This is a genomic window from Spirosoma montaniterrae (genome assembly GCF_001988955.1).
Lineage (GTDB): Bacteria > Bacteroidota > Bacteroidia > Cytophagales > Spirosomataceae > Spirosoma > Spirosoma montaniterrae.
Window position 1 is genome coordinate 3892221 of record NZ_CP014263.1, and the last position, 22759, is coordinate 3914979.

The window sequence follows — 22759 nt, forward strand, 5'->3', positions numbered from 1 at the left end:
AAATCATTTCGGGAACGGCGTTTTATCCGCACGTCGCCACCGTATTTAGCTGAAACGTAAGCTTCTTTCCCGTTCCCTCAGGTTTGGCAACCCGACGCACACTGGGTGGTTCTATATATCTACATCAATTTGGTAGGATTAAAAGATTATTTACTCAACAAACTATATGAAACTTTTCCAACTGAGTGCTATGCTCGGTAGCATGGCTTTGCTGTCGCTACTGACAGCCTGCGAAAAAGACGAGCCTGTAAAACTTCAGGTTCCTGAGAGAAACGACCAACCCACTACCGCGCAGGTAACGGGCAGCGTGTTTGAACCAGCCCTTGTGCCTGCCACCGACGAGCGAATTGCCCAGCTACGCGTACCGTCAGGGTTTCGGATTACTAAATTTGCCGACGGCCTGGGTAAACCACGGATGATTGCCGTTAGCCCGTCGGGGCAGATTTACGTGTCGGATCGCGCTGCGGGAACCGTAACGCTCCTGCGCGATACGAACGCCGACGGAGTAGCCGATCTGAAACAGGTAGTTGCCAATATCAGAAACGCGCATGGCCTTACTATCCGCGATGGTAAGCTGTACATTGTGGCAATCAACGAGTTGTATTCAGCTCCTATCAACAGCGACGGTACACTGGGGCAATCGCAAACGCTCATCAACAACTTGCCCGACGCCGGTCAGCACCCAAATCGAACCATTGCCTTTGGCCCAGATGGTTATCTCTACATCACGGTCGGCAGCACCTGCAATGCCTGCGCCGAACCCAACGTAGAACACGCCACCATACTGCGTGCCAACGCCGACGGCTCGAACCGGATTGTTTTTGCCCGTGGCTTACGTAACACTATCGGCTTTGGCTGGCACCCACAAACCGGCGAACTTTGGGGCTTCGATCACGGCATCGACTGGCTTGGCGACGAACAGCAGCCGGAAGAACTGAACCAGATTAAGCAGAACAGCTTTTACGGCTGGCCGTACATCTACGGCGATGGCAACTATAACCCGCACCCACGTCCGATGGGCGATACTACCTACGCACAGATTCTGGCCCGCACTACCCTGCCCGTTTTGCTTTACGAGGCCCATGCGGCCCCGCTTGCGATGGTCTTCTACACAGCCCCAACGTCGGCAGCAGGCGCGTTTTCGGCTGATTACCAAAACGATGCCTTCGTTACCATGCGTGGCTCCTGGAACCGCTCGCAACCGTCGGGTTATAAAGTCGTGCATGTGAATTTCGAGAACGGCAAACCCGTTCGGGCTACTGATTTTGTAACTGGCTTTCTGGTCAACAACAATCAGGCGCAGTTTGGCCGTCCGGTAGGCATTGCTACCCTGCCCGATGGATCGCTGGTATTCACGGAAGATAACAACGGCGTGATGTACCGCGTTAGTCGGCAATAATTTTTTCTCACCGCGAGGACGTTAAGAAACTCCTTCGCGCCCTCGCGGTAAAAACTATGTTGAAAAGGTAGGGAAAACCATTGGTTTTGGGTAAATTTAGCGTTGCTCGTCTTTCATATTGTATGAACTTCAACATCGACGCTACGGCCCAAAACACGTATGACGCCATCGTAATTGGATCGGGCATATCGGGCGGCTGGGCCGCAAAAGAACTGACACAGAAAGGTTTACGAACACTGGTACTGGAGCGCGGACGGCCCATCGAGCACGTAACGGATTACCCCACTACCATGTCGAACCCGTGGGAGATGCAGCACCGGGGCCGCTATCCGCTCGAAAAAGTACAGGCAAACCCGATCAACAGCAAAACCGGCTACGCCTTCAACGAATATTCGGGCCATTTTTTCGTCAACGAAAAAGACCACCCGTTTCAGCAAATTAAGCCGTTCGACTGGACACGGGGCTATCAGGTCGGTGGCAAATCGCTGCTGTGGGCGCGGTGGACGCAACGCTGGGCACCATTCAATTTTACTGATAACCTGACCGACGGTCACGGCGTCGATTGGCCGATTCGCTACGAAGACCTCGCTCCGTGGTACAGCTATGTGGAAAAATTTGCTGGTATTTCGGGCAATAAAGATGGCCTGAGTACCCTGCCCGATGGTGAGTTTCTGCCGCCCTTCGAGATGTTTTGTCTTGAAAAACACGCCCGCGACGTCTGGAAAAAAACGCATCCCGACCGGCATCTGATTATCAGCCGCACCGCCAACCTCTCGAAAGCGCAGCCGGTGCATACGGCACTGGGGCGGGCTGATTGTCAGGCCCGCAACTGGTGTGCAAGGGGGTGTTTATTTGGTGCCTATTTCAGCAGCAACTCGGCCACCCTGCCCGCTGCTGCCAAAACCGGAAAGCTCACCATCCGGCCTTTCTCTACCGTCCATTCTATTATTTACGACGAGAAAAAGGGCAAAGCTACGGGCGTTCGGGTAATTGACACGAACACGAAACAGATGACGGATTATTTTGCCCGTATCGTTTTCGTGAACGCGGCTACGCTCAACAGCACGCTTATTCTGCTCAATTCAACGTCGAGCCGCTTCCCGAATGGGCTGGGTAACGACAGCGGTGCGCTGGGTCATTACCTGATGGACCATAATTACCGGGGCCGCGTGGGGGGCGTGTATGAAGGCAGGGAGTTCGATGATATGTATTATTACGGGCGAAGGCCAACGGGCGTGTATGTGCCGCGTTTCCGTAATGTACTCAGTGATAAGCGACCCGATTATGTGCGCGGTTTTGCTTATGCAGGCGGGGCCGGGCGTGAAAGCTGGGGACGCGGCAATGGCATAGAGGGCTTCGGAGCCGAGTTTAAGGAAGCTCTCACCCGCCCCGGCCAATGGACGATGAGCCTGACGGCAATGGGCGAAATGCTGCCCCGCTACGAAAACTTCGTGAAGCTGAACCACGACAAAAAAGACCAGTGGGGTATGCCCACACTCGACATTGACTGTGCCTGGGGTGAAAACGAAGACAAAATGACCGCCGACGCCATCGAGCAGGCCAAACAGATGCTTGAATCGGCTGGCGTAAAAGTCACGTTTGCGTTCGATAACCACCAGAATCCTGGCCTTGCCATTCACGAAATGGGCACTGCCCGCATGGGCCGCGACCCCAAAACGTCTGTACTGAACAATCATAATCAGGTGTGGGGGGCTAAAAATGTATTCGTCACCGATGGGGCCAGTATGACCTCCTCGGCCTGCCAGAACCCGTCATTGACCTACATGGCCCTTACCGCCAGAGCCGCCGATTTCGCCGTGAAAGAAATGAAACGCGGGAGTTTATAGCATGAGTACCCAACGTTATGACGCCATCGTTGTTGGCTCCGGCATTACGGGCGGCTGGGCAGCGAAAGAGCTGACACAGAAGGGACTGCGCGTACTCCTGCTCGAACGGGGGCGGCTGGTAGAACACGTCAAAGACTACCCGACCGCCAACTGGAATCCGTGGGAAGTGCCCCGTTTAGGTCGCGATACGCAGGCGGTTTTGCAGGATTACCCGATTCAGAGCAACAACTATGCATTCGGCCCGGCCACACAACAGTTTTACGTAAAGGATACAGAGTCGCCATACACGCAGAAACAGCCGTTCTGGTGGATACGTGGCTACCAGACTGGCGGTAAATCACTGCTGTGGGGCCGGGCTACTTACCGTTGGAGCGACCTCGACTTTACGGCCAACGCCCGCGATGGTTATGGCACCGACTGGCCCATCCGCTACACCGACCTCGCGCCCTGGTATAGCTACGTTGAACGCTACGTGGGCATCAGCGGCTCCAAAGAAAACCTGCCCCAACTGCCCGACAGCGAGTTTCTGCCGCCTTTTGAGCTGAACTGCGTGGAGAAGCACATGAAGGGCAAACTCGAAGCGGCTTTTCCCGAACGGCGCATGACCATTCAGCGGGTGGCGCACCTGACCACGGCCCACCGGGGTCGCGGGCTGTGTCAGGCGCGAAGTTTGTGCGAGCGGGGATGCCCTTACGGCGGCTACTTCAGCAGCGTATCGGCCACAATTCCCGACGCTCAGCGCACGGGGCGGCTCACGCTGCGGCCTAATTCGATTGTTACTGAGGTGTTGTTTGATCCCAAAACTCAACGAGCGACGGGCGTGCGGGTGCTGGACGCTGAAACGCGGCAGTGGCACGAGTTTTCGGCCCGGCTGCTGTTTTTGAACGCCGGTACGCTGAATACCACCTGGTTGCTGCTCAACTCCACGTCTAACCGCTTCCCGAATGGCTTCGGCAACGACAGTGGCGTACTGGGCCATTACCTCATGGACCACCAGAAAAACATCGGTGCCTGGGGAACGGTCGATGGTTTTTTAGACAAATACCACTACGGCCGCCGACCCACCGACTGCATCATTCCGCGTTTCCGCAACGTATCGCCCGCTACGTCCCGCACCGATTTTCTGCGCGGCTATACGTCCTACGGCGGAGCCAGTCGCGCCGGATGGGGCCGCGTGCTCAACCAACCCGGTTTCGGGGCTGACCTGAAAGAACAGGCCACGCAACCCGGCCCATGGTCGGCGGGGTTGCGTGCCTACGGCGAATGCCTGCCCTACTTCGACAATCAGGTGATGCTGAACCGGCAGCTAACCGACGCCTGGGGCCTGCCCACGCTGACCATCGACGCCCGTTTCCGTGAGAACGAAGCCGCCATGCGTAAGGACATGGGTACTACGTCGGCAGAAATGCTTGAAGCGATGGGCGTGAAGAACGTACAAATCCGAGATGACGTAAACGTATTAGGTTTCTCGATTCACGAAATGGGTACCGCCCGCATGGGCCGCGATCCGAAGACAAGTATGCTCAACAGCCACAATCAGCTTCACGCAGCCAAAAACGTATTCATCACCGACGGCTCATGCATGGCGTCGTCGGCCAGCCAAAACCCCTCGCTGACGTACATGGCTCTCACCGCCCGTGCCGCCGATTTTGCCGGAAAAGAGATGAAACGGGGGAACCTTTAACAACGGGCAGTGAACTGCCAACAGACGACAAGCGCGCGGTGCAGTTCTCCGTAACTGTTGGCTGTTCACGGTTAAAGCTATCTTTACGGCATGAAAGTAGCTGGTTTTACGTTTATCCGAAACGCCGTTCAGTTCGATTACCCGATTGTTGAAGCCATCACGTCGGTGCTGCCCCTTTGCGATGAGTTTGTCGTGGCCGTGGGCAACTCCGACGACGATACGCTGGCCCTGATCGAAACCATTCCGTCCGACAAAATCCGAATCATCCATACCGTTTGGGACGAATCGGCGCGGCTGGGCGGGCGCGTACTGGCGCAGGAAACCGACAAAGCCCTTGCCGCCGTATCGCCCGATGTCGACTGGGCTTTTTACATTCAGGGCGACGAAGTGTTGCACGAGCACTACCTGCCCGTTGTGCGCGAGGCCATGCAAACGCACCTGAACGACAAAAGCGTAGACGGTCTGTTGTTCAACTACTTACATTTCTACGGCTCGTACAGCTACGTGGGCGATTCGAGGCAGTGGTATCGGCGCGAAATTCGGGTTATTCGGAATACGGGCAACGTACTGTCGTACAAAGACGCGCAGGGTTTTCGCACCCGCGACGGGCAGAAACTACGGGTAAAATTGATTGACGCCTGGATTTATCATTACGGCTGGGTAAAACCGCCCGAAACGCAGAAGAAACGGCTCAAAAATGCCAACCACTTCTGGAACGACGCCAACACCATCGATAAAGCCCACGCCACCGTCGATGCGTTCGATTACAGCAAAATCGACTCGCTGGCGCACTTCAGCGGCACCCACCCCGCCGTAATGCAACCCCGCGTCGACCGGCTGAACTGGCCGTTTTCGTTCGACACGCGCCAAAAAAAATACTCCCCCCGCGTTGCCCTGTTAACCTTCATCGAAAAGCTAACCGGCTGGCGCATTGGAGAGTATAAAAATTATAAGCGAATTTGACTCCGTCTTCAGTCCAGCGTCTCCAGAAAATCGTAAAAGTCTTTTTTGGTATCGAACGGTAATTTCTGACTAATGTTTTTACGATGAGTCTGCACGGTGAAGTAGCTCAAACTTAGTACATCGGCAATCTGCTCGGTGGTTAGTCCCTGTTTCACCCGTTTCAGAATCTCGATTTCGCGTTTGGTCAGCCCGTATTTCACCCGAAACGTGTCGGCAGGAGACTGGGCAGGGTTTTGCCCGGTATCGGTTTCAATAACGTATTGGCCTTGCATTATCTGCCGCAGCAAAGACAGCAGGCGGTCGGCGGCAACGGTTTTGGCGATGTAGCCCGCTACATTCAGGGCGTTGAACCGGGCAATTTCACGCTTTTCGGCATACATGCTGATGACCACAACCTTGCAGGGCCTGGGGAGTTGCTTCAATTGCTCTACCACCGCCAGACCGTCGAGGTGCGGCATATTAAAATCGACCAGTACCAGGTCGGGGGCGTGTTGACTACAGGCTGCAAACGCCCGGCGGCTGTCATAGACCTGTTCAACAACCACAAAATCGGCTGACTCGCGCAGCACTAAACTCAACCCGTCGTTGAACAGCCGGTGGTCGTCAATAAGAATGGTTCGGGTCGGCATCGTAAAGGATTATTTTCAGCGGCATAATGGTGCCGCCGGGGGCTAAGTCGAAATCGGCTTCGGTATCTTCTGAACCACCAAGATATACTAATTCATAGTAGTCTATATTTGTTTACTAACTGAATAAATACGCAGAATTTTTATTTTTGCGGGTGCGTCAATATCCATGTCTATGCCCAAATTTAGTTTAACAGTGGGGCTTAGCCTGTATGGAGTTGGGCTGGTGGTGTTAACGCTGCTGGACGTTTTTTCTTCTTCATCGTTACTAAACCTGGATGGATTTGGCTACAGCCTGACCGATTCATTCAGCCACACATCGCTTAACAACCGGGTGTTGATTGCACCGGCATTTCGGCTGGTGCCGGGCGAGTCGCTGACAAGTTTGCAGGGGCGTATCCGGCAGAGTTTTGTGCCAAATCGAAACGGGCATGTCATTGCTCATGGCCATTCGTCCGCAGTTCCCGAAGGCTGGGTTTACTTCAGGCTCGACAATGCATCCGACACATCGAAAAACGTTGTGTTGTCGATGCCACAGCATCGCTGCTCGCGGGCAACGCTGTTTCTGGAACGGACGGGGCCATCAATGGCCAACCGGCTCGATTCAATAGCCACGCTGCTGAACGATACTCCCCTGGCCAATCGGTTTTTTCTCAGTTATCGGCATGCTTTCCCCATCACGCTGTCGCCGGGCCAGCAGGTGGGCGTACTGCTCCGAACGAACGCATATGTGGGCTACCATGAGTTTGATCTCAAACTAAGCAGTCGGCACTCCTTTCTGAACGATACGCTCAGCGATATCATTCGGGAGTGGCTAATCATCTTTACCTGCCTGATCATCGGGATCATTTCGCTGTTCATTGGCGTTGCTGCGCCCAGCCCACTTATGAGCACATTCGGCTTCATGATGCTCATGATTACGTTGCAGGTCTCCTTTTTCTATGGCTACCTGAGTCCATTGCCCTATCCTGAATCGACTTCATTCACCAGCATTACCATTGGCACTAACATCAAGCTGTTGTTAGACATTACCGTTCAACTATTCATTTACCAGGCTATCAAGCCCATTATCCGGGAGTTTCGCTGGTACAAACCGGTCATGTGGACCCTCATCGGCATTTGCAGTGTCTGTATCCTGCTGCACCTGTTGCCGCCCCACTTTTACGCCTACACCAAGCTTCCCATCAACCGGATCATGACCGGCATGAGCCTTGTCAATCTGATATGGATTGGTTACTTCAGCTTTGTTGCCTACCGGCGGGCGGGTATTGTGTATATCGGCCTGTTTTTCCTGCTGCTCATGGGCGATGTGATAGTGAAGCAACTGAGTGAGCTGATTCAGGGAAATGATGTGTCGCTGCTGAAGTATCCGGCTCAGAACCCGCTGCTGCTAATAGCCATGCTCACCTACCTGATTGCGTCGCAGTTTCGACGGGAACTGGTGACTAAGCAGCGGCTGCAAAAACAGGTCTCGACAACCCGGCAACATATGGATACCCTGCGCCGGGAAGAAATTGAACGCATTGGACGCGACCTGCACGATCAGGTTGGCAATACGCTGGCTTCGGCGTTGGGGTATATTACCAGCACACAGCAAAACTCCGACAAACCTCATCAGCTTATCCGTGATGCCATTACGGAACTGCGTTTTCTGAGCCATAATCTGGTGAAAGACGACGACCGGCCCCTGACCGAAAAGGTAGAGACGCTGGTGAGCCGATTCAATGACTTTGCGCCCATTCGGTTTATTTTTCAGGATTATACTGAAAAAAAAGCCAACTCCCTGCCCCAAATTCAGCAGCAGAGCATTTATGGTATTCTACAGGAATTACTCACCAACACAGTCCGGCATTCGGGTGCGAGCGTAGCCTATGTACAGTTTTTCTGCGACGATCAATTCATTGAAGTAGTCGTAGAAGATGATGGAGCTGGTTTCGACCTGACCGCTGTCCAAAATACGGGTATTGGTCTGCAAAATATGTTTAAACGGGCTGAGCTGGCCCAGATTACCCTCCGCTTCGACCCGGTGCCTACGGGTACGAGTGTTTTCCTGAGCATTCCCCACAATAAGCGTAAAAAAATGAGCTGACCCCGCGTTTCAGCTCCAAATACCCCTAAAAATACCTCGGTCGAGGTATTTTTTTTGGCTCACCAAACCAGGTGCTTTGTGACATGTATGAATGGCCGGGTAGTGCTATAAATACCGCTGTTATGTGACTATATGCGGCATCTTCTACCCGTCCAGCTTCCGCATCTCTTGTCTGCTCATTGCCAAAAACTATTAGTTTATTTCCCCGCTACTCGTATGGTTGTCTCCAATAGTTCGCCAAGCCTGCTACTCTACCTGGGGCGTGACCGTGGGCGCGAACGTCGCCCGCTGTCAGCGTTGTGTTATGCCCAGTCGGAACTGAACTATACCTGGCTGGTATGGGCTGATGGAGATCGGCTGCTGGTGCCGCGTTCGCTGAGCTATTTCATGCCCTGTCTGCCCGCCAGCGACTTTGTGCGGCTGCATCGGGGGTACATTGTTAACCGGCGTTTTGTGGCCGGGGTCGAGCGCGGGCTTGCCGATCAGCGTTTGATGTCTCTGACCACGGGCGAGCAACTACCCATCTCGCGTCGGCAGTGGATGCTGGTGCGGGCGTGGCTGTCGCAACCGGCAAATTGATCAATCAATGTAAAAAAGTGGGCTGACCTGACATTTTGTACCCCAAACCGAGTGCCTTTTCTTTCATAGGCTCATCCAGTCCATTTCTTACCAAACGCTATGCCACTACTTGTTTAGCCGTCTGCGACCAGTTCGCCAGCAAACCCCAATGCAGGAGTCTGGGTAACACTACTGTATGTGGCGTATGTGTATGTGGTGGCCAACACCGTATATGTAGCTACAAGTACAGCAGCCTGCGCCAATAATGAGAATCGAGTAAACTTTTTTTAACACATAAACAAACCACAATCATGCGTACACTGCGTACTCTCTTTATTGTTATTTTCTATTGCCTTCTTGCCGGAACCAGCTTCGCACAGCAAGAACAACAACCGGCAGAAGAAGAAAAACCGGCCGAAGAGCAACCCCAGTCTCTGCCTCAACCCAACGCAGTTACAGTTACCCAGATAGGTACCAGCAACACGGCCACGGCCAGCCAGGGGCAGGGCAATGGGGGTGGGTCGGGTCTGACCTCAACCATCAGTCAGGTGGGTACCGTGGGCGGCAACACAAATAACCTCGGCATCAGTAATCAGACCGGTAGTGGCCACACGTCCACGATCAACCAAAATGGTACGGCCACCTTCAACCGGGCGGCTGTCACGCAGCAGAGCAGCACGGACACCGAAGGAGGGAGCAACACGGCAACCCTGGAGCAGAACAACAGTGGAGGCACCGCGCAGCAAACGGGCGCACGCACGGGCATCGCGGCTACGGCAGGCAACTGGGCTGGAGTTTGGCAAAAGGGGGTGAGCAATACGGCCACTATTATGCAGAACAAAGGGGGGACCAAAGCCAATTTTGGCGAGATCTGGCAGCAGGGGTTCAGCAACACGGGTACAATTACTCAGTCGGGCGGAGCCACAAGCGGCAAGGCCGAGATTTTTCAGGGCATCAATACCCGCCCGACGGCCTTCGATGAGGGCAGCGTTGACATATCGGTGAGTGGCAACACGGCCAGCATCAATCAGAACCAGAGCCAGAATAGCCTAAGCAAGGTAACCCAGACCAGCAACAATAATACCGCTACGGTGACTCAAAGGCTAAGTTCGGACAACTCGGCTGTAATCTTCCAGGGAGCTACCGATGCCACGATAGCCGTGCCGGGCAGCAACGAGGCCACCATCGACCAGTCGGGTACCAGCAGCATGAACTCGGCTTCGGCCCTGCAAACGGGTACCAACGGCCTGATTGAAATCTTGCAGAAAAACAACAGCACCAACAGCGTTGCCTACGTTCAGCAAGTGTCGGGCAACAAGTCAGAAGCCTACGTTCAGCAGGAGTTCGGTTCGCTCCGCGACGAAGCCACTATCATTCAGTACGGTGATCAGCACAAAGCCGCTACGTCGCAGGTCTTGGGATCGGACAATGTAGCCACCATCCGGCAGGGATCGGCCACTGTTACGGGCAGCGCAAAAAACCAGGCAGCCACCTACCAGAGTTCAGCTACCAGCAATACCATCAGCATTGGTCAGAACCAGACCACCGCTGGAGAGCGCAACTTCGCGCAGGTGGAGCAGGGCTTTGCGTCCTCAACAAGTACGGCCAACCGGGCATCCATTATGCAGGAGGGGTCATTCAATACAGCCATTGCCGTTCAGAAAGGCAGCAGCAACACAGCCACCGTCGAACAGTCGGGCAACTACAACGTGGTGACCGGGCCTGCCGAAGCCCGCTTTCCGGCCAATACGCAAACGTATAAAACGGGCGCGTCACAAGATGGTTCGGGCAACAGTTTAGTAGTTACGCAAACCGCCGATGACGCAACGGCCACCAAATTTAACCTGGGCAATCTGAGCCAGACCGGTATGAACAACCAGCTTATACTAAACCAGACCATCACGTCTGGGGCAACAGCCAACAACACGGCCACCATTACCCAGAATGGCAACAGTAATATGGCCAATGTTACCCAAACAAGCGAAATTAGCCGCGTGAGGTAGCGTAAAGCCAAGCAAAAAGCCGCGCTTGAGAACAGGCGCGGCTTTTTTTAGATTGACGATGGCTTACACATCACATAGCAACACGGCCTCTTTCAGGCTCGTGAGCGGGTCACGTTTGGGGATGAACTCCTGCGCTACGTAGCCCTTAAAGCCGGTTTCAACAATGGCCTTCATTACGGCGGGGTAATAAATCTCCTGTGTGTTGTCGATTTCGTTACGTCCGGGGTTGCCGCCCGTATGGTAATGGCCGATATAATCTTTGTGCTGCCGGATGGTGCGGATGATGTCGCCCTCCATAATCTGCATATGATAGATGTCATAGAGCAGTTTAATGTTCGGCGAACCGACCTGTTTACACATATCCACGCCCCAGGCCGTGTGATCGCACATGTAATCTTTGTGATCGACCTTGCTGTTGAGCAATTCCATTATGATGGTAATGCCGTATTTTTCAGCACTCGGCATCAGGCGTTTCAGGCCAGTAGCGCAATTTTTAGCTCCTTCTTCATCGCTCATGCCGCGTCGGTTGCCCGAAAAGCAGATTATAGTATTCAGCCCGGCCTCTTTCAGTTTTGGGAAAACGGCCTCGTAGCTGGCAACCAACTCATCGTGCAGTTTGGGATCGTTGAAACCGCGTTCGATGCCCAAACCTGCCCCCTGCGGCAGAGCCGACGTCAGGCCGTATTTTTTCAAGACAGGCCATTCGCTGGGGCCGGTCAGTTCGATAGATTTAATACCGATGTCTTTGGCCGCTTTGCAGAGGTCTTCGAGCGGAATTTTGCTGTAGCACCACCGGCATACCGAATGGTTGATATTACCTTTCAGGGCCGGGGCTGCGGCATCGGCGGTTGACGTGGTCATAGTTTCAGCAAATGATTGCGTAAGGGCAGGCAGCGTCAGGGCTGTGCCGGTTATGGTCTTGAGTGCGTGTCGGCGGAACATACGTTTGTTTATTTTACATGTAGAGACGCAACCCTTTGCGTCTCCTCGTGCGTCAGCAAAACCATCCGGTGTCAGAGACGCAAAATCTTGCGTCTCTACAGCTCCCGAATGCGAATGTTGCGATACCAGACTTTGTCGCCGTGGTCTTGCAGGGCGATATGACCAGTTGCGTATTTACCAAAACCTTCCCAGCCTTTGAACTTGCTTTCGGCTACCATTGCGTCCCATTCGGGGCCGGAGGTCGGGTAATCGGCTATTTTCTTGCCGTTCAGATAGTGTTCGGCGCGACCGTTGTTAACTACCAACCGGGCTTTGTTCCACTCACCGGCGGGTTTGGCAGCATTGGGCGTGATGGGTTTTTGCAAATCGTACAAGGCTCCGGCAGTGCGGTTTCCATCGCGACCCTGCTTGGCGTCGGGATGGCGTTCGTTGTCTAAGACCTGCATTTCGGGGCCGGTTTGGTAGGTGGCTTTGAATTTCGGGTCTTCGTGAACGCGGTAAATGATACCGCTGTTGCCGCCTTCAGCAATTTTCCACTCAATTTCAAGTTCAAAGTTGGTGTATTCTTTGTCGGAAACGATGTCGCCACCGCCCCGGCCACCAGCGTAGTGAATAGCCCCGTTATCGACCGTCCACTTGTCGGAAACGGGTTGCCCGGCTTTGAGATAGTTGTGCCAGCCGGTCAGGGTTTTTCCGTCGAAGAGTGATTCCCACTTCCCTTTTTTGGGCTTCAGAGGTGTTGGATTGGCCTCTACGGATAGGCTGTTGAGTAAAAAAGCCACGGCCAGTAAACCGGCAAATGAGATGCGAAATTTGTTCATGATTTAAGCAAATTGATAATAGATTGTGCGTTGGAGTGCTGTAAACTAACAAAGTTTATTCGTATCATTCTGGATAAACCCAAAAAACGTTACCATCAACAGGGGCAGCGGGGTCAATCCAGCCAAAACGCTGCTGTATTCAAAAAGCACAAAGACTATTCTCATTACCCAATCAGGCTGGTTAAAAAGCAAAATAGATGCAATTTTACGCCCCCTAAATTTGTTTCAATAGAACTACGTAACACACGCAAGTACCCAACACCATCATGGAAGCAACGACCCTTATTCCTGCCGAAAAACAACGTTATCAAAAGCACCTGAACCTGCCCGAAATAGGCACTACCGGCCAATTACGGCTAAAAAATGCCCGTGTACTGGTGGTAGGGGCCGGCGGACTGGGGTGTCCGGTATTACTGTATTTAACGGCGGCTGGCGTAGGCACCATCGGCATTATCGACCCCGATGTGGTTGACCTGAGCAACCTGCAACGGCAGGTGCTCTATACAACCGATCAGGTTGGAAAACCAAAGGCAAAAATGGCTGTGAGCCACCTCAACCGGCTCAATCCCGATCTGACGTTCGACACGTATTCTACCGCACTTGATTTAAGCAACGCCCGCACTCTTATCGAGAAATATGACATAGTAGTTGACTGCACCGACAATTTTAAGGTTCGGTACGTAGTCAACGACGTTTGTGTAACACTCGGCAAACCGTTTGTATATGGTGCCATTCACCGTTTTGAAGGGCAGGTAGCCGTACTGAATGCTGAACTAACAAATTCAGCCCCAACCCGGCGCGGGCCAACCTACCGCTGTCTGTTTCCCGAAGAACCTAATGCGATCGAGATTCCCAACTGTGCCGTTACGGGCGTATTGGGCGTGTTGCCGGGTGTGGTTGGCACGTATCAGGCCAGCGAAGTTATCAAGCTTATCACCGGCATCGGCCAGCCGCTAACCGAACACCTGCTGATGATTGACCTGCTAACCATGCAGCAACAGAAAATCAAAACGAAACGCCGGGCCGACGCCGACGAACTGGCCCGCAAAGGATTGCTCGGGACGCGGCCCGCACCGGTCGAGTCGGGGCCAAAAAAACTGTCGCCCCAAGAATTGGCCGACCGACTTTCCCAGGGCGAAGACATTTTTCTGCTCGACGTTCGCGAACGGCCCGAATTTGATCTGTGCCACTTAGACGGTGCCGTGCTGATTCCGGTAGGTATGATACCGAACAATCGTAAACGCATTCCAACCGACCGGCCCGTTGTGGTCTATTGTCATCACGGCATCCGCTCGGCCAACGTAGCGCAGTATCTCTACGCGCAGGAGGGCCTCACGAACCTTTACAACCTCGAAGGCGGCATTCACGCCTGGGCACTCGAAATTGAACCCGAAATGGCCGTGTATTGACAGTGAACAATTATCAGCCAGCAGCCAACAGTTGCGCGGTGCGTTTCCGTAAAACCTGTTCACCGTTGGTTATTTTTGCAGCACAGAATACCGTGAACCGAACGCCACTGTTGGTTGTTGGCTGTTCACTGATCACTGAATGCCATGTTCGTCAACTTATTAAAATCCAAACTTCACCGCGTTCGGGTCACACAGGCCGAACTAAATTATGTCGGCAGCATCACCATCGACGAAGACCTGATGGACGCGGCTGGCCTCGTTGAAAATGAGCAGGTTCACGTCGTAAATAACAACAACGGTGAGCGGCTGATTACGTATGTCATTAAAGGGGAGCGCGGTACAGGAATCATCTGTCTGAATGGCGCAGCCGCCCGGCGGGCACAGGTCGGCGATATTGTCATTATCATTTCGTATGCCATGATGACCATTGACGAAGCGAAGACCCACAAACCTACCGTTGTTTTCCCGGACGATAATAACCGGCTGGTCAACACGTGACCTGCCTGCCGTTCACAAACGTTTAACGCCCATCTGGGTGAAACTCCGTTACTTTGTAGCGGAGTTTTTTGTCATCCAGTAACGCGGCTGGAAAGCCGCTGTCTTAAAAACGTGCACGGCGCGCTGTCCCAAAACGCACACGGCGCATCGTTTGCCAACTACCTGCGGCTTTCCAGCCGCATTACCCGTATGAACAGTAAGAAAGTTATTCAGTACCTGATTTCGTTAGCCATTGCAGGGGGGCTGCTATGGTTCACCTTCAACCAAAGTAATCTCGACGCTGCCGACCTGTGGGCAAAAATCAAAGCTGCCGATTATCGGTGGGTGCTGGTTTCTGCCCTTCTGACCATTGTGGCCCACTGGAGCCGGGCCGAACGCTGGCGGGTGTTGCTGGAGCCGGTGGTGCCGCAACGCCCTACCTCGCTCGATGCCACGGTCAGCGTTCTGACGGGCTATTTAGCCAATCTGGCCCTGCCCCGTGCGGGCGAAGTGGCCCGCTGCGGCACGCTTTACCGGCTGTCTGGCGTGCCAGTCAATGTGAGTTTCGGTACGGTAGTGGCCGAGCGGCTGTTCGACGTATTGATGCTGTTACTACTGCTGGGCGCAACCTTTGTGCTGGAATTCGACCGGCTGAGCCAGTTTTTCATGGAGTTTCTGGGCGGCAAAGTACCAGGTCAGGGAGCGGGCGGTTCGGGTTTGCTCATAGTGGCCGGAGCGGTGCTGCTGGGAATGGCCGCATTGGGGTGGTTCTTGTTTCGGCGTTATCGACATGTTCTTGACCAGAACCCATTGTATCAGAAAATCAGCGGGTTTGTGGTTGGCCTGCTCGAAGGACTGCTGAGCGTTCGTAAACTCCGCCGACCGGGGGCATTTATCGTTCATACGCTGCTGATCTGGACAATGTATTATCTGATGTCGTACACCCTGTTTTTTGCCATGCCTGCCACGGCTAATCTTAGCCCGCTGGCTGGTCTGACCATTCTGGTGGTTGGTTCGCTGGGCATGGCCGCACCTACGCCGGGCGGCATCGGGTCGTTTCACCTGCTGGTGGGGCAAGTGGCTTTGCTGTATGACCTGAGCAGTCAGGATGGGCAGGTGCTGGCAACGTTCATCCACGGCGTTTCGACAGTGATGATTATTATCCTGGGCGTTCTGGCCCTGTTATTCGTGCTGCTTCGCGGCAACAAAGCCACGCCAGCCGCCGACGTCCCCAACGCGACAAAACCCGTCGATGTGGCGCGGTAATTGGTTATATTTGTAAAAAGACGACAGCCATGAGCATCGCAGAAGAATTGCACAAAACTATCGATGAACTGACGGCAGACCGGCAGCAGGAGTTGCTTGAAACTGCTCGCGAATTATTGCGGAACCAAACCGAGCCAGAGCCTGAAAATCCAAAAACTGATTCAGAACTCAATCAGGAGTTAATACGACGATACCAACACCTGCGCCAACACCCCGACCAGCTTGTTTCTGCCAGATCGTCAAACCAAACTGTACGGGATAAGCACGGCTGGCTATAATTTATGTACGAAACATTTTTAACCTTTTTGGCCCAACAGGAACGGGATGATGCTATTGAGTGGTTCACCAAAGAAAGTCCAGCGCAGGCTCGAAATTGGCTTGACGAATTCGACCGCTTACTTGATCGATTAGAAAACAACCCTTTTCAATACGCTGAACATCTGCTGTTTATACGCCGGGCTAAACTACATAAGTTTCCATACCATGTGTTTTATGCCGTCGATGAAATAAATTATTCGGTTGAGATAATTGGTATTCAACATACCAGCCGAGACCCCAATATCATCCGCCGTCGTATCAATTTTGAGTAACGTGACCGAATCAAAAATCTTATCCCGCCAGCAGGCAGCAGAGCAGGCCGAACAGTGGCGTAACAGCGGGCAGCGCATTGTTTTTACCAACGGCTGTTTCGACATCGTTCACCTGGGCCATATCGACTATCTGGAAAAAGCCCGTGCGCTCGGTAATCGGTTGATACTGGGCCTCAACACCGATGCTTCGGTAAGCTGTATCAAAGGCCCTTTGCGCCCGGTGGTGAACGAATACGCCCGCGCCCGACTGATGGCTGCCCTCGAATTTGTAGACGCCGTGACGCTTTTCGGCGAAGACACACCCCTCGAACTAATTTATACCATTCGGCCCGACGTACTGGTGAAAGGCAACGACTACACAGTAGCCACCATTGTTGGAGCCGATTTTGTGCTAAGCAACGGCGGCAGCGTCGAAACCATCGAACTCGTACCCGGCTACTCGACCACAAAGCTGATCGAACGCATCAAACAGAGTTACTGATTGTAGCGCAGAACGCACTTTGTGTCAACAGACGGTGTTTGTGACAGATAAACGGCGACTTTGGCGGGATACTTTTTGCCTTCGATTGTTGTTTATTCAATAGCAGCGTAGTACGTTGCATCTCAAAATGATTTACTAACCTAACCAACTGACCATGTCATCCATTTGGTTAATCATGATTGTTATCTTCGGAGCCAGTGCCTTTGTAAGCTGGCGGCTTCGGAGCAAGTTTAACGAGTACTCGCAGATTGGTCTGAGCAACGGCCTGAGTGGAGCCGAAATCGCCCAGGAAATGCTCCGACAAAACGGCATCTACGACGTGCGCGTGCTGTCGGTTGAAGGAATGCTGACCGACCATTATAATCCACAGGACAAGACCGTCAACCTGAGTGCCGACGTGTATTATGGGCGAAGTGTAGCTGCTGCCGCCGTTGCCGCGCACGAGTGCGGTCACGCCGTACAGCATAAGGTTGCTTATGGGCCGTTACAATTCCGTTCGGCAATGGTGCCGGTGCTAACGGTGTCGTCGCGCTATTTGCAATGGGTGTTGCTGGCCGGGGTGCTGTTGCTGCAAACCACGCCCTTACCGCTGGCTATCGGCGTTGCGCTGTTTGCCCTGACGACCCTGTTTGCATTTATTACACTACCCGTTGAATTCGATGCCAGTAACCGCGCACTGGCCTGGATTCAGAACAACGGCGTTGTAAATCAGCGCGAATACGGCTTTGCGAAAAACGCTCTCTGGTGGGCCGCTATGACCTACGTAGTTGCGGCACTCGGTTCGCTGGCTACGCTCCTCTATTACGCCAGCCTGCTGCTGGGCGGTCGCCGGAGCAGTTAATATTGCCTTATCGGGTTCTTCTGTAAGGGGGCGAATTAATTCGTCCCCTTACAGAAGGGATACTAAAAAGCCTCGTCAATTTGGCGGGGCTTTTCGTTTAAACGAGTTGGAGCTGTGCTACGATGCGTTCCAACGCCACATAACCCGATTCAACCATTTCGGGCGTCGGAGCCGAGCGGTCGATGAGCATACCGGCTACAGCCACAGCGAGCGCAATCACCAGTGCCGGCCAGAACCCCCGAATGGTAAAACTGGATAACAGCTTATCGATCAGTTTGAGGATAATTGCCGTTACCACAATGCGGATAACGCCCGTCAGCAAAAAAAACGTGACTAAGTTGAGCGGGAAGCGAATGAGCCACCCCACGAAAAAATTTAACAGACCCAGCAATACGGCAATTAGCAGGGCCGTGCCGAAGTTTTTTACGTCGACCTGCGGCATAACATAGGCTAAGCCGAAGATAACGGCGGCATCGAGCAAAAGATGTAGGATAAGATTCATACAGAACGTGATTGGTTTGATTCCGTTTTGAACAACTGTTTCGGGCCACGATGGTTTACTTGTTAAACCAGCAAAAGCGTATGAACCGGTTCTGGATTCTTTTTCTCGTGCTTCTCTCGGCCTGCGGTCGCGGATCATCACAGCAACAGGCAACAACTTCCCTACCACCCGATTCGGCCAAAGTTTATCGCTTTGGCGAAGCGAGCCTCGACGGCATCGGAAAAATTTATCAGGGCCGTGAAATTGCACAGGTCATGGGCCACCTCGGCGCGTCGTGGCTCGACCGGCCCGAACGCGAACAGGAAGAACGTACCGACCTGCTGCTTAATGCCCTCTCGCTGAAACCCACCGACGTTGTGGCCGACATTGGAGCCGGAACAGGCTTTTTTACGTTTCTAATGGCACCAAAAGTACCGCAGGGCCGTGTATTGGCCGTTGATATTCAACCCGAAATGATCGAGTACCTGAACGAAGGCAAAGCCAAGCGTAAACTCACCAACGTAACGCCCGTATTGGGCACTGAGGCCGACCCGAAACTACCCACTAATAGTGTTGATCTGGCTATTCTGATTGATGCCTACCATGAGTTTTCGTACCCACGCGAGATGATGAGCCGTATTGCCACGTCGCTGAAACCGGGCGGTCGCATTGTGCTGGTCGAGTACCGCGCCGAAGACCCGAACGTGCCGATTAAAGAACTCCACAAAATGAGCGTGGCGCAGGCAACAAAAGAGATGAAAGCTATTGGGTTACGGCTGCTGAAAAACGACAAACGCCTGCCGCAGCAGCACATTATGTTTTTCGGGAGGTGAAGCCGTAACCTAAATCGGACTGACGAAACGCTATAACTTGCTCAATAGTGCTAACAACTTCCAGCATGGCGTCCGGTGTTAGACTTGAAATTTTACCAATTATGCGCGTGTTGCGGATGGTGTGCATCTTATTACAACGCACGGCACTCAGCTCGGGGAGCGGCTGGGTTATCCTCTGAGCGGTTAAGAGAATTTCAAATGGTTGTTGTCTAAGTTTCGACGTAATTGGAATGATCAAGAAGTCATTATCTAACTGGTTCGATTGATCATTACTAACGATTAAAACGGGGCGAATCTTTGATTTTTCCGGTTTGTCAGACAAGGGATAATCCGCCCATAAATGTCACCTTGTTGGTAGTTCTCTCCGCTGTTCAGCATAAAATTTGTCCCATACGTCGTTTTCGGGTGCTTCCCAATCTTCCCGAAGCGTTTCTTCGGTTAATCGCAACCATCCGTCTGAATTATCTTCTTCCTCTTCTAATAGCTGCTTGAAGACCTCCTGTACAGCTACTGGCATTTGTCGATACACGACGTATAACGATTGAGCGGTGTATGTTGCAGCTTCCATGACCATGCCGTTTATGTTATAAACAAACTTACGAAGAAATCGTCTCTCGACCGGCCAGTTTGCTTTTCCGATAGCCATACGAGAAGTAAATAACTAAACCGATAGCCAGCCAGCCTACAAAAATCAGCCAGTTGCTCGCGCCCAGTTCGGTCATCAAATACAGGTTTGTTAAAACGCCAATAACGGGCAGCAGCGAAAAGTTGTGCCGAAAGCCCTGCACGGCTAAAACCGCCCAAACCGCCCAAAACACAAATAGCAGCGGTTTTTCTTCCATATGCTGCAACACGTTGGCACCCGTCAGGGCGTAACCGAATACCAGCAGAAACGCCAGCCCAATAATGTATTTGCCGTTGATATACGGCACCCGAAACTTCGCCTGCGCCGACAATCCGTTGGCATCTAAGTACAAAATGCCGCCACACACCAGAATAAAGGCGAAAAACGTACCCACGCTGGTGAGGTCAACGAAAAATTTCAGGTCCATGAACATTGACGGAACCGCCACCAGAATCCCCGTTATGATGGTGGCAAACGACGGCGTTTTATAACGGGGATGAATGGTCGAGAAGCGTTTCCAGAGCAACCCGTCGCGGCTCATGGTCATCCAGATGCGGGGTTGGCCCAACTGATATACCAGCAACGCGCTCGTGATGGCAACTACGGCACTAACGGCAATGACGCCCGCAACAAAATCTAAATTGACTTTTTGAAAAACATACGCCAGCGGATCGCTTACGCCCAATTCTTTGTAGTTGACCATGCCCGTCAGGACCAGTGTAATCAGCACGTATAACACTGTGCAGATGCCGAGGCAATAGAGCATGGCACGGGGCAGATCGCGCTGCGGATTTTTGCACTCTTCCGCAGTAGTCGAAATAGAGTCGAACCCGATAAACGCAAAAAACACCGACGCTACGCCACTCAATACGCCCGCAACCCCATTCGGCGCAAACGGCGACCAGTTAGCGGGTTTTACGTAGAACGCGCCAACGCAAATTACCAGCAGAATAACGGCTAATTTCAACAGAACCAGAATATTACTGGCCGTCCGTGACTCCTTGATACCAATATAAACCAAGGCAGTGATTAGCACCGTAACAGCGCCGGCAGGCAGGTTGACAATCAGATGTAAACCGCCCAGCGTTGGCGCATTGGCGAAAGCGTCGGCCAAAATTCGTATACTTTCGGGCAGGTCGCTAAGCGATGCGCCGGTTTGCTTAGCCTGCTGAACCAGTTCATACGCCCGCGAAGCCGAGCCGTAATCCGTCGCGAAATACTTTGGAAACGTAATACCAAACCCGGCCAGCATCGACGTAAAATATTCAGACCAGGAAATAGCGACGACCATGTTCGATACGGCGTATTCGAGAATTAAGGCCCAGCCGATAATCCAGGCGAAAATTTCACCGAACGATACGTAGGCGTAGGTATACGCGCTGCCGCTGACGGGCACCGTGCTGGCAAATTGCGCGTAGCTGAGAGCCGTAAAAACGCAGGCAATGGCCGTGAATACGAACAGCAGCGACACCGCCGGGCCACCGTTGTAACTCGCCAAACCGATGGTACTGAAAATACCGGCACCGATGATGGCCGCAATACCAAACGAAGTTAAATCGCGAACGCCCAGCGTCTTGACTAACTTGCCAGAATCGCCCTCGGCGGCATCACTCAGAATCTGCGTTACGGATTTTTTACGGAGAAGAGACATGAAATCAGAATAAAAACAGTGTCTGTAGGGTTAATCCGCTAAAAATAGAGATACTTTCCGGTTTTTTGTACGTTGTATGGACCAATGCCCCACAAAGCCGGGTAAAATCAGCGTATCGGCGCATTCGTGAAGGCAACCGCTTACTTTCTATAACGCATGTCTATTCGGGTTCAGAACCTCACTAAACAATATGGTCAGCAACGCGCTGTTGACCAGATTTCGCTGACCGTAGAGCCGGGCGAAATTGTCGGCTTCCTCGGCCCCAACGGTGCGGGCAAGTCTACTACTATGAAAATTGCTACGGGCTATCTCCCGCCTACCGACGGCACCGTAGAGGTGAACGGCTACGACGTCCGAACGCAGTCGCTCGACGTGCGCCGGAGCGTGGGCTACCTGCCCGAACATAATCCGCTCTATGTAGACTTATATGTGAAAGAGTACCTGCGTTTTGCCGGGTCGCTGCACGGTTTCGGCGGAGCCGACCTGAGTCGGCGCATTACTGAGATGATCGAACGGGTTGGCCTGGGCCACGAGCAGCATAAGCGTATCGGGCAACTTTCCAAAGGCTACCGGCAGCGCGTGGGACTGGCGCAGGCATTGCTGCACAACCCGCCGGTCCTGATTTTAGATGAACCCACCACCGGCCTCGATCCCAACCAACTAACCGAAATTAGGCAAGTGATTCGCGACGCCGGGCGCGACAAAACGGTACTCTTCTCGACCCACATCATGCAGGAAGTCGAAGCTGTCTGCGACCGGGTAGTAATCATCAATCAGGGCCGCATTGTGGCCGACGGTTCACTGAACGAACTGCGCGGCTCAATGGGCGAAGGCGTAGTTGTTGTGGCCGAATTCGAGCAGGATTTAGCCGATACTGACGTATTGAGTTCCGTTGTTGGCGTAGAGCGCGTGGAGCCGCTGGGTAGAAGCCAATACCGCATCACGGCGGCAGCGGGTACAGACCTACGAGCCGCCATTTTCCGCTTATCCGCCGATCAGGGCCTGACACTGGTGGGCCTACGACAGCAGGAAAACTCGCTCGAAAGTATTTTTAAGGGGTTGACAAAGTAACGCGGGTGGAAACCCGCTTTGTAAAACAGCCAGATTAGCTACTCCTACAAAGCGGGTTTCCACCCGCGTTACTTTTTGCGTTGTACGCCGTATATAGTGGGT

Annotated in this window: 22 protein-coding genes and 1 pseudogene; 16 read left to right on the forward strand and 7 right to left on the reverse strand. The window is 53.1% G+C overall.

All coding sequences use genetic code 11. The annotated features are described in order from the left end of the window. Positions 1-166 precede the first annotated feature (166 nt). The 4 genes from AWR27_RS16780 (at position 167) to AWR27_RS16795 (ending at position 5893) form a co-directional block, all read left to right on the forward strand. Entirely contained in the window at positions 167-1399 is a 1233-nt protein-coding gene (locus AWR27_RS16780; protein ID WP_077132232.1) for a PQQ-dependent sugar dehydrogenase, read from the forward strand. Positions 1400-1521: 122 nt separating this feature from the next. Then, entirely contained in the window at positions 1522-3246 is a 1725-nt protein-coding gene (locus tag AWR27_RS16785) for a GMC oxidoreductase (RefSeq protein WP_077132233.1), read from the forward strand. 1 nt (position 3247) lies between these two features. Beyond that, complete coding sequence (locus AWR27_RS16790; protein ID WP_077132234.1) at positions 3248-4930, forward strand: GMC oxidoreductase; 1683 nt, start codon at positions 3248-3250, stop codon at positions 4928-4930. A gap of 90 nt (positions 4931-5020) precedes the next feature. Next, positions 5021-5893, forward strand: a complete 873-nt coding sequence (locus AWR27_RS16795; protein ID WP_077132235.1) for a glycosyltransferase family protein — start codon at positions 5021-5023, stop codon at positions 5891-5893. A gap of 8 nt (positions 5894-5901) precedes the next feature. On the opposite strand, the gene AWR27_RS16800 is transcribed toward AWR27_RS16795, so the two are convergent. Further along, entirely contained in the window at positions 5902-6522 is a 621-nt protein-coding gene (locus AWR27_RS16800) for a response regulator transcription factor (protein WP_077132236.1), read from the reverse strand. A gap of 166 nt (positions 6523-6688) precedes the next feature. Between AWR27_RS16800 and AWR27_RS16805 the strand changes: the two genes are divergently transcribed. From AWR27_RS16805 to AWR27_RS16815, 3 genes are all read left to right on the forward strand, one after another. Then, the gene (locus tag AWR27_RS16805) at positions 6689-8608 is read left to right on the forward strand and encodes an ATP-binding protein (RefSeq protein ID WP_083732885.1); all 1920 of its coding nucleotides are present in this window, start codon (positions 6689-6691) and stop codon (positions 8606-8608) included. 216 nt (positions 8609-8824) lie between these two features. After that, on the forward strand, positions 8825-9187 hold the full coding sequence (locus tag AWR27_RS16810; protein ID WP_077132238.1) for a LytR/AlgR family response regulator transcription factor: 363 nt from the start codon (positions 8825-8827) through the stop codon (positions 9185-9187). A gap of 290 nt (positions 9188-9477) precedes the next feature. Further along, complete coding sequence (locus AWR27_RS16815) at positions 9478-11169, forward strand: hypothetical protein (RefSeq protein WP_077132239.1); 1692 nt, start codon at positions 9478-9480, stop codon at positions 11167-11169. A gap of 63 nt (positions 11170-11232) precedes the next feature. Here AWR27_RS16815 and AWR27_RS16820 read toward each other — a convergent pair whose 3' ends face one another. Further along, positions 11233-12111, reverse strand: a complete 879-nt coding sequence (locus AWR27_RS16820) for a hydroxypyruvate isomerase family protein (RefSeq protein ID WP_077132240.1) — start codon at positions 12109-12111, stop codon at positions 11233-11235. A 95-nt stretch (positions 12112-12206) separates the two neighbouring features. Beyond that, positions 12207-12932, reverse strand: coding sequence for a 3-keto-disaccharide hydrolase (locus tag AWR27_RS16825; protein WP_077132241.1), 726 nt, complete (start codon positions 12930-12932; stop codon positions 12207-12209). 266 nt (positions 12933-13198) lie between these two features. Between AWR27_RS16825 and moeB the strand changes: the two genes are divergently transcribed. The 7 genes from moeB to AWR27_RS16860 all read left to right on the forward strand — a co-directional run bounded on the left by moeB (position 13199) and on the right by AWR27_RS16860 (position 17996). Further along, complete coding sequence (moeB, locus tag AWR27_RS16830; RefSeq protein ID WP_077132242.1) at positions 13199-14341, forward strand: molybdopterin-synthase adenylyltransferase MoeB; 1143 nt, start codon at positions 13199-13201, stop codon at positions 14339-14341. A gap of 144 nt (positions 14342-14485) precedes the next feature. Beyond that, positions 14486-14839, forward strand: a complete 354-nt coding sequence (gene panD / locus AWR27_RS16835; RefSeq protein WP_077132243.1) for an aspartate 1-decarboxylase — start codon at positions 14486-14488, stop codon at positions 14837-14839. Between the two features lie 189 nt (positions 14840-15028). Continuing rightward, positions 15029-16084 carry a lysylphosphatidylglycerol synthase transmembrane domain-containing protein gene (locus tag AWR27_RS16840; protein WP_077134042.1) on the forward strand — a complete coding sequence of 352 codons (1056 nt, stop codon included), beginning with the start codon at positions 15029-15031 and terminating at the stop codon, positions 16082-16084. Between the two features lie 29 nt (positions 16085-16113). After that, entirely contained in the window at positions 16114-16362 is a 249-nt protein-coding gene (locus AWR27_RS16845; RefSeq protein ID WP_077132244.1) for a hypothetical protein, read from the forward strand. Positions 16363-16365: 3 nt separating this feature from the next. Then, on the forward strand, positions 16366-16674 hold the full coding sequence (locus AWR27_RS16850) for a type II toxin-antitoxin system RelE/ParE family toxin (RefSeq protein ID WP_077132245.1): 309 nt from the start codon (positions 16366-16368) through the stop codon (positions 16672-16674). 1 nt (position 16675) lies between these two features. After that, positions 16676-17155 (forward strand): D-glycero-beta-D-manno-heptose 1-phosphate adenylyltransferase, encoded by a 480-nt coding sequence (gene rfaE2 / locus AWR27_RS16855; RefSeq protein WP_077134043.1) that lies wholly within the window; start codon positions 16676-16678, stop codon positions 17153-17155. A gap of 175 nt (positions 17156-17330) precedes the next feature. After that, positions 17331-17996 (forward strand): zinc metallopeptidase, encoded by a 666-nt coding sequence (locus AWR27_RS16860; RefSeq protein WP_077134044.1) that lies wholly within the window; start codon positions 17331-17333, stop codon positions 17994-17996. Positions 17997-18093: 97 nt separating this feature from the next. Here the strand turns inward: AWR27_RS16860 and AWR27_RS16865 are convergent, their stop codons facing one another. Next, entirely contained in the window at positions 18094-18498 is a 405-nt protein-coding gene (locus tag AWR27_RS16865; RefSeq protein WP_077132246.1) for a phage holin family protein, read from the reverse strand. An 80-nt stretch (positions 18499-18578) separates the two neighbouring features. Between AWR27_RS16865 and AWR27_RS16870 the strand changes: the two genes are divergently transcribed. Next, positions 18579-19310, forward strand: coding sequence for a class I SAM-dependent methyltransferase (locus AWR27_RS16870; RefSeq protein ID WP_077132247.1), 732 nt, complete (start codon positions 18579-18581; stop codon positions 19308-19310). Here AWR27_RS16870 and AWR27_RS26155 read toward each other — a convergent pair. The 3 genes and pseudogenes from AWR27_RS26155 to AWR27_RS16885 all read right to left on the reverse strand — a co-directional run. Next, positions 19291-19635: pseudogene (locus tag AWR27_RS26155) on the reverse strand (type II toxin-antitoxin system PemK/MazF family toxin); the annotation flags it as partial. The gene AWR27_RS16870 and the pseudogene AWR27_RS26155 sit on opposite strands and share 20 nt — an antisense overlap. An 18-nt stretch (positions 19636-19653) precedes the next feature. Then, on the reverse strand, positions 19654-19878 hold the full coding sequence (locus tag AWR27_RS16880; RefSeq protein ID WP_157579251.1) for a hypothetical protein: 225 nt from the start codon (positions 19876-19878) through the stop codon (positions 19654-19656). A gap of 28 nt (positions 19879-19906) precedes the next feature. Then, on the reverse strand, positions 19907-21586 hold the full coding sequence (locus AWR27_RS16885) for an amino acid permease (RefSeq protein ID WP_077132250.1): 1680 nt from the start codon (positions 21584-21586) through the stop codon (positions 19907-19909). Between the two features lie 156 nt (positions 21587-21742). Between AWR27_RS16885 and gldA the strand changes: the two genes are divergently transcribed. Next, positions 21743-22657 (forward strand): gliding motility-associated ABC transporter ATP-binding subunit GldA, encoded by a 915-nt coding sequence (gldA, locus tag AWR27_RS16890; protein WP_077132251.1) that lies wholly within the window; start codon positions 21743-21745, stop codon positions 22655-22657. The last annotated feature ends 102 nt before the right edge of the window (positions 22658-22759 follow it).

Coding starts and splice junctions, on each gene's coding strand:
- AWR27_RS16780 (WP_077132232.1), top strand. CDS start 167: ATGAAACTTTTCCAACTGAGTGCTATGCTCGGTAGCATGGCTTTGCTG.
- AWR27_RS16785 (WP_077132233.1), top strand. CDS start 1,522: ATGAACTTCAACATCGACGCTACGGCCCAAAACACGTATGACGCCATC.
- AWR27_RS16790 (WP_077132234.1), top strand. CDS start 3,248: ATGAGTACCCAACGTTATGACGCCATCGTTGTTGGCTCCGGCATTACG.
- AWR27_RS16795 (WP_077132235.1), top strand. CDS start 5,021: ATGAAAGTAGCTGGTTTTACGTTTATCCGAAACGCCGTTCAGTTCGAT.
- AWR27_RS16800 (WP_077132236.1), bottom strand. CDS start 6,522: ATGCCGACCCGAACCATTCTTATTGACGACCACCGGCTGTTCAACGAC.
- AWR27_RS16805 (WP_083732885.1), top strand. CDS start 6,689: ATGTCTATGCCCAAATTTAGTTTAACAGTGGGGCTTAGCCTGTATGGA.
- AWR27_RS16810 (WP_077132238.1), top strand. CDS start 8,825: ATGGTTGTCTCCAATAGTTCGCCAAGCCTGCTACTCTACCTGGGGCGT.
- AWR27_RS16815 (WP_077132239.1), top strand. CDS start 9,478: ATGCGTACACTGCGTACTCTCTTTATTGTTATTTTCTATTGCCTTCTT.
- AWR27_RS16820 (WP_077132240.1), bottom strand. CDS start 12,111: ATGTTCCGCCGACACGCACTCAAGACCATAACCGGCACAGCCCTGACG.
- AWR27_RS16825 (WP_077132241.1), bottom strand. CDS start 12,932: ATGAACAAATTTCGCATCTCATTTGCCGGTTTACTGGCCGTGGCTTTT.
- moeB (WP_077132242.1), top strand. CDS start 13,199: ATGGAAGCAACGACCCTTATTCCTGCCGAAAAACAACGTTATCAAAAG.
- panD (WP_077132243.1), top strand. CDS start 14,486: ATGTTCGTCAACTTATTAAAATCCAAACTTCACCGCGTTCGGGTCACA.
- AWR27_RS16840 (WP_077134042.1), top strand. CDS start 15,029: ATGAACAGTAAGAAAGTTATTCAGTACCTGATTTCGTTAGCCATTGCA.
- AWR27_RS16845 (WP_077132244.1), top strand. CDS start 16,114: ATGAGCATCGCAGAAGAATTGCACAAAACTATCGATGAACTGACGGCA.
- AWR27_RS16850 (WP_077132245.1), top strand. CDS start 16,366: ATGTACGAAACATTTTTAACCTTTTTGGCCCAACAGGAACGGGATGAT.
- AWR27_RS16860 (WP_077134044.1), top strand. CDS start 17,331: ATGATTGTTATCTTCGGAGCCAGTGCCTTTGTAAGCTGGCGGCTTCGG.
- AWR27_RS16865 (WP_077132246.1), bottom strand. CDS start 18,498: ATGAATCTTATCCTACATCTTTTGCTCGATGCCGCCGTTATCTTCGGC.
- AWR27_RS16870 (WP_077132247.1), top strand. CDS start 18,579: ATGAACCGGTTCTGGATTCTTTTTCTCGTGCTTCTCTCGGCCTGCGGT.
- AWR27_RS16880 (WP_157579251.1), bottom strand. CDS start 19,878: ATGGAAGCTGCAACATACACCGCTCAATCGTTATACGTCGTGTATCGA.
- AWR27_RS16885 (WP_077132250.1), bottom strand. CDS start 21,586: ATGTCTCTTCTCCGTAAAAAATCCGTAACGCAGATTCTGAGTGATGCC.
- gldA (WP_077132251.1), top strand. CDS start 21,743: ATGTCTATTCGGGTTCAGAACCTCACTAAACAATATGGTCAGCAACGC.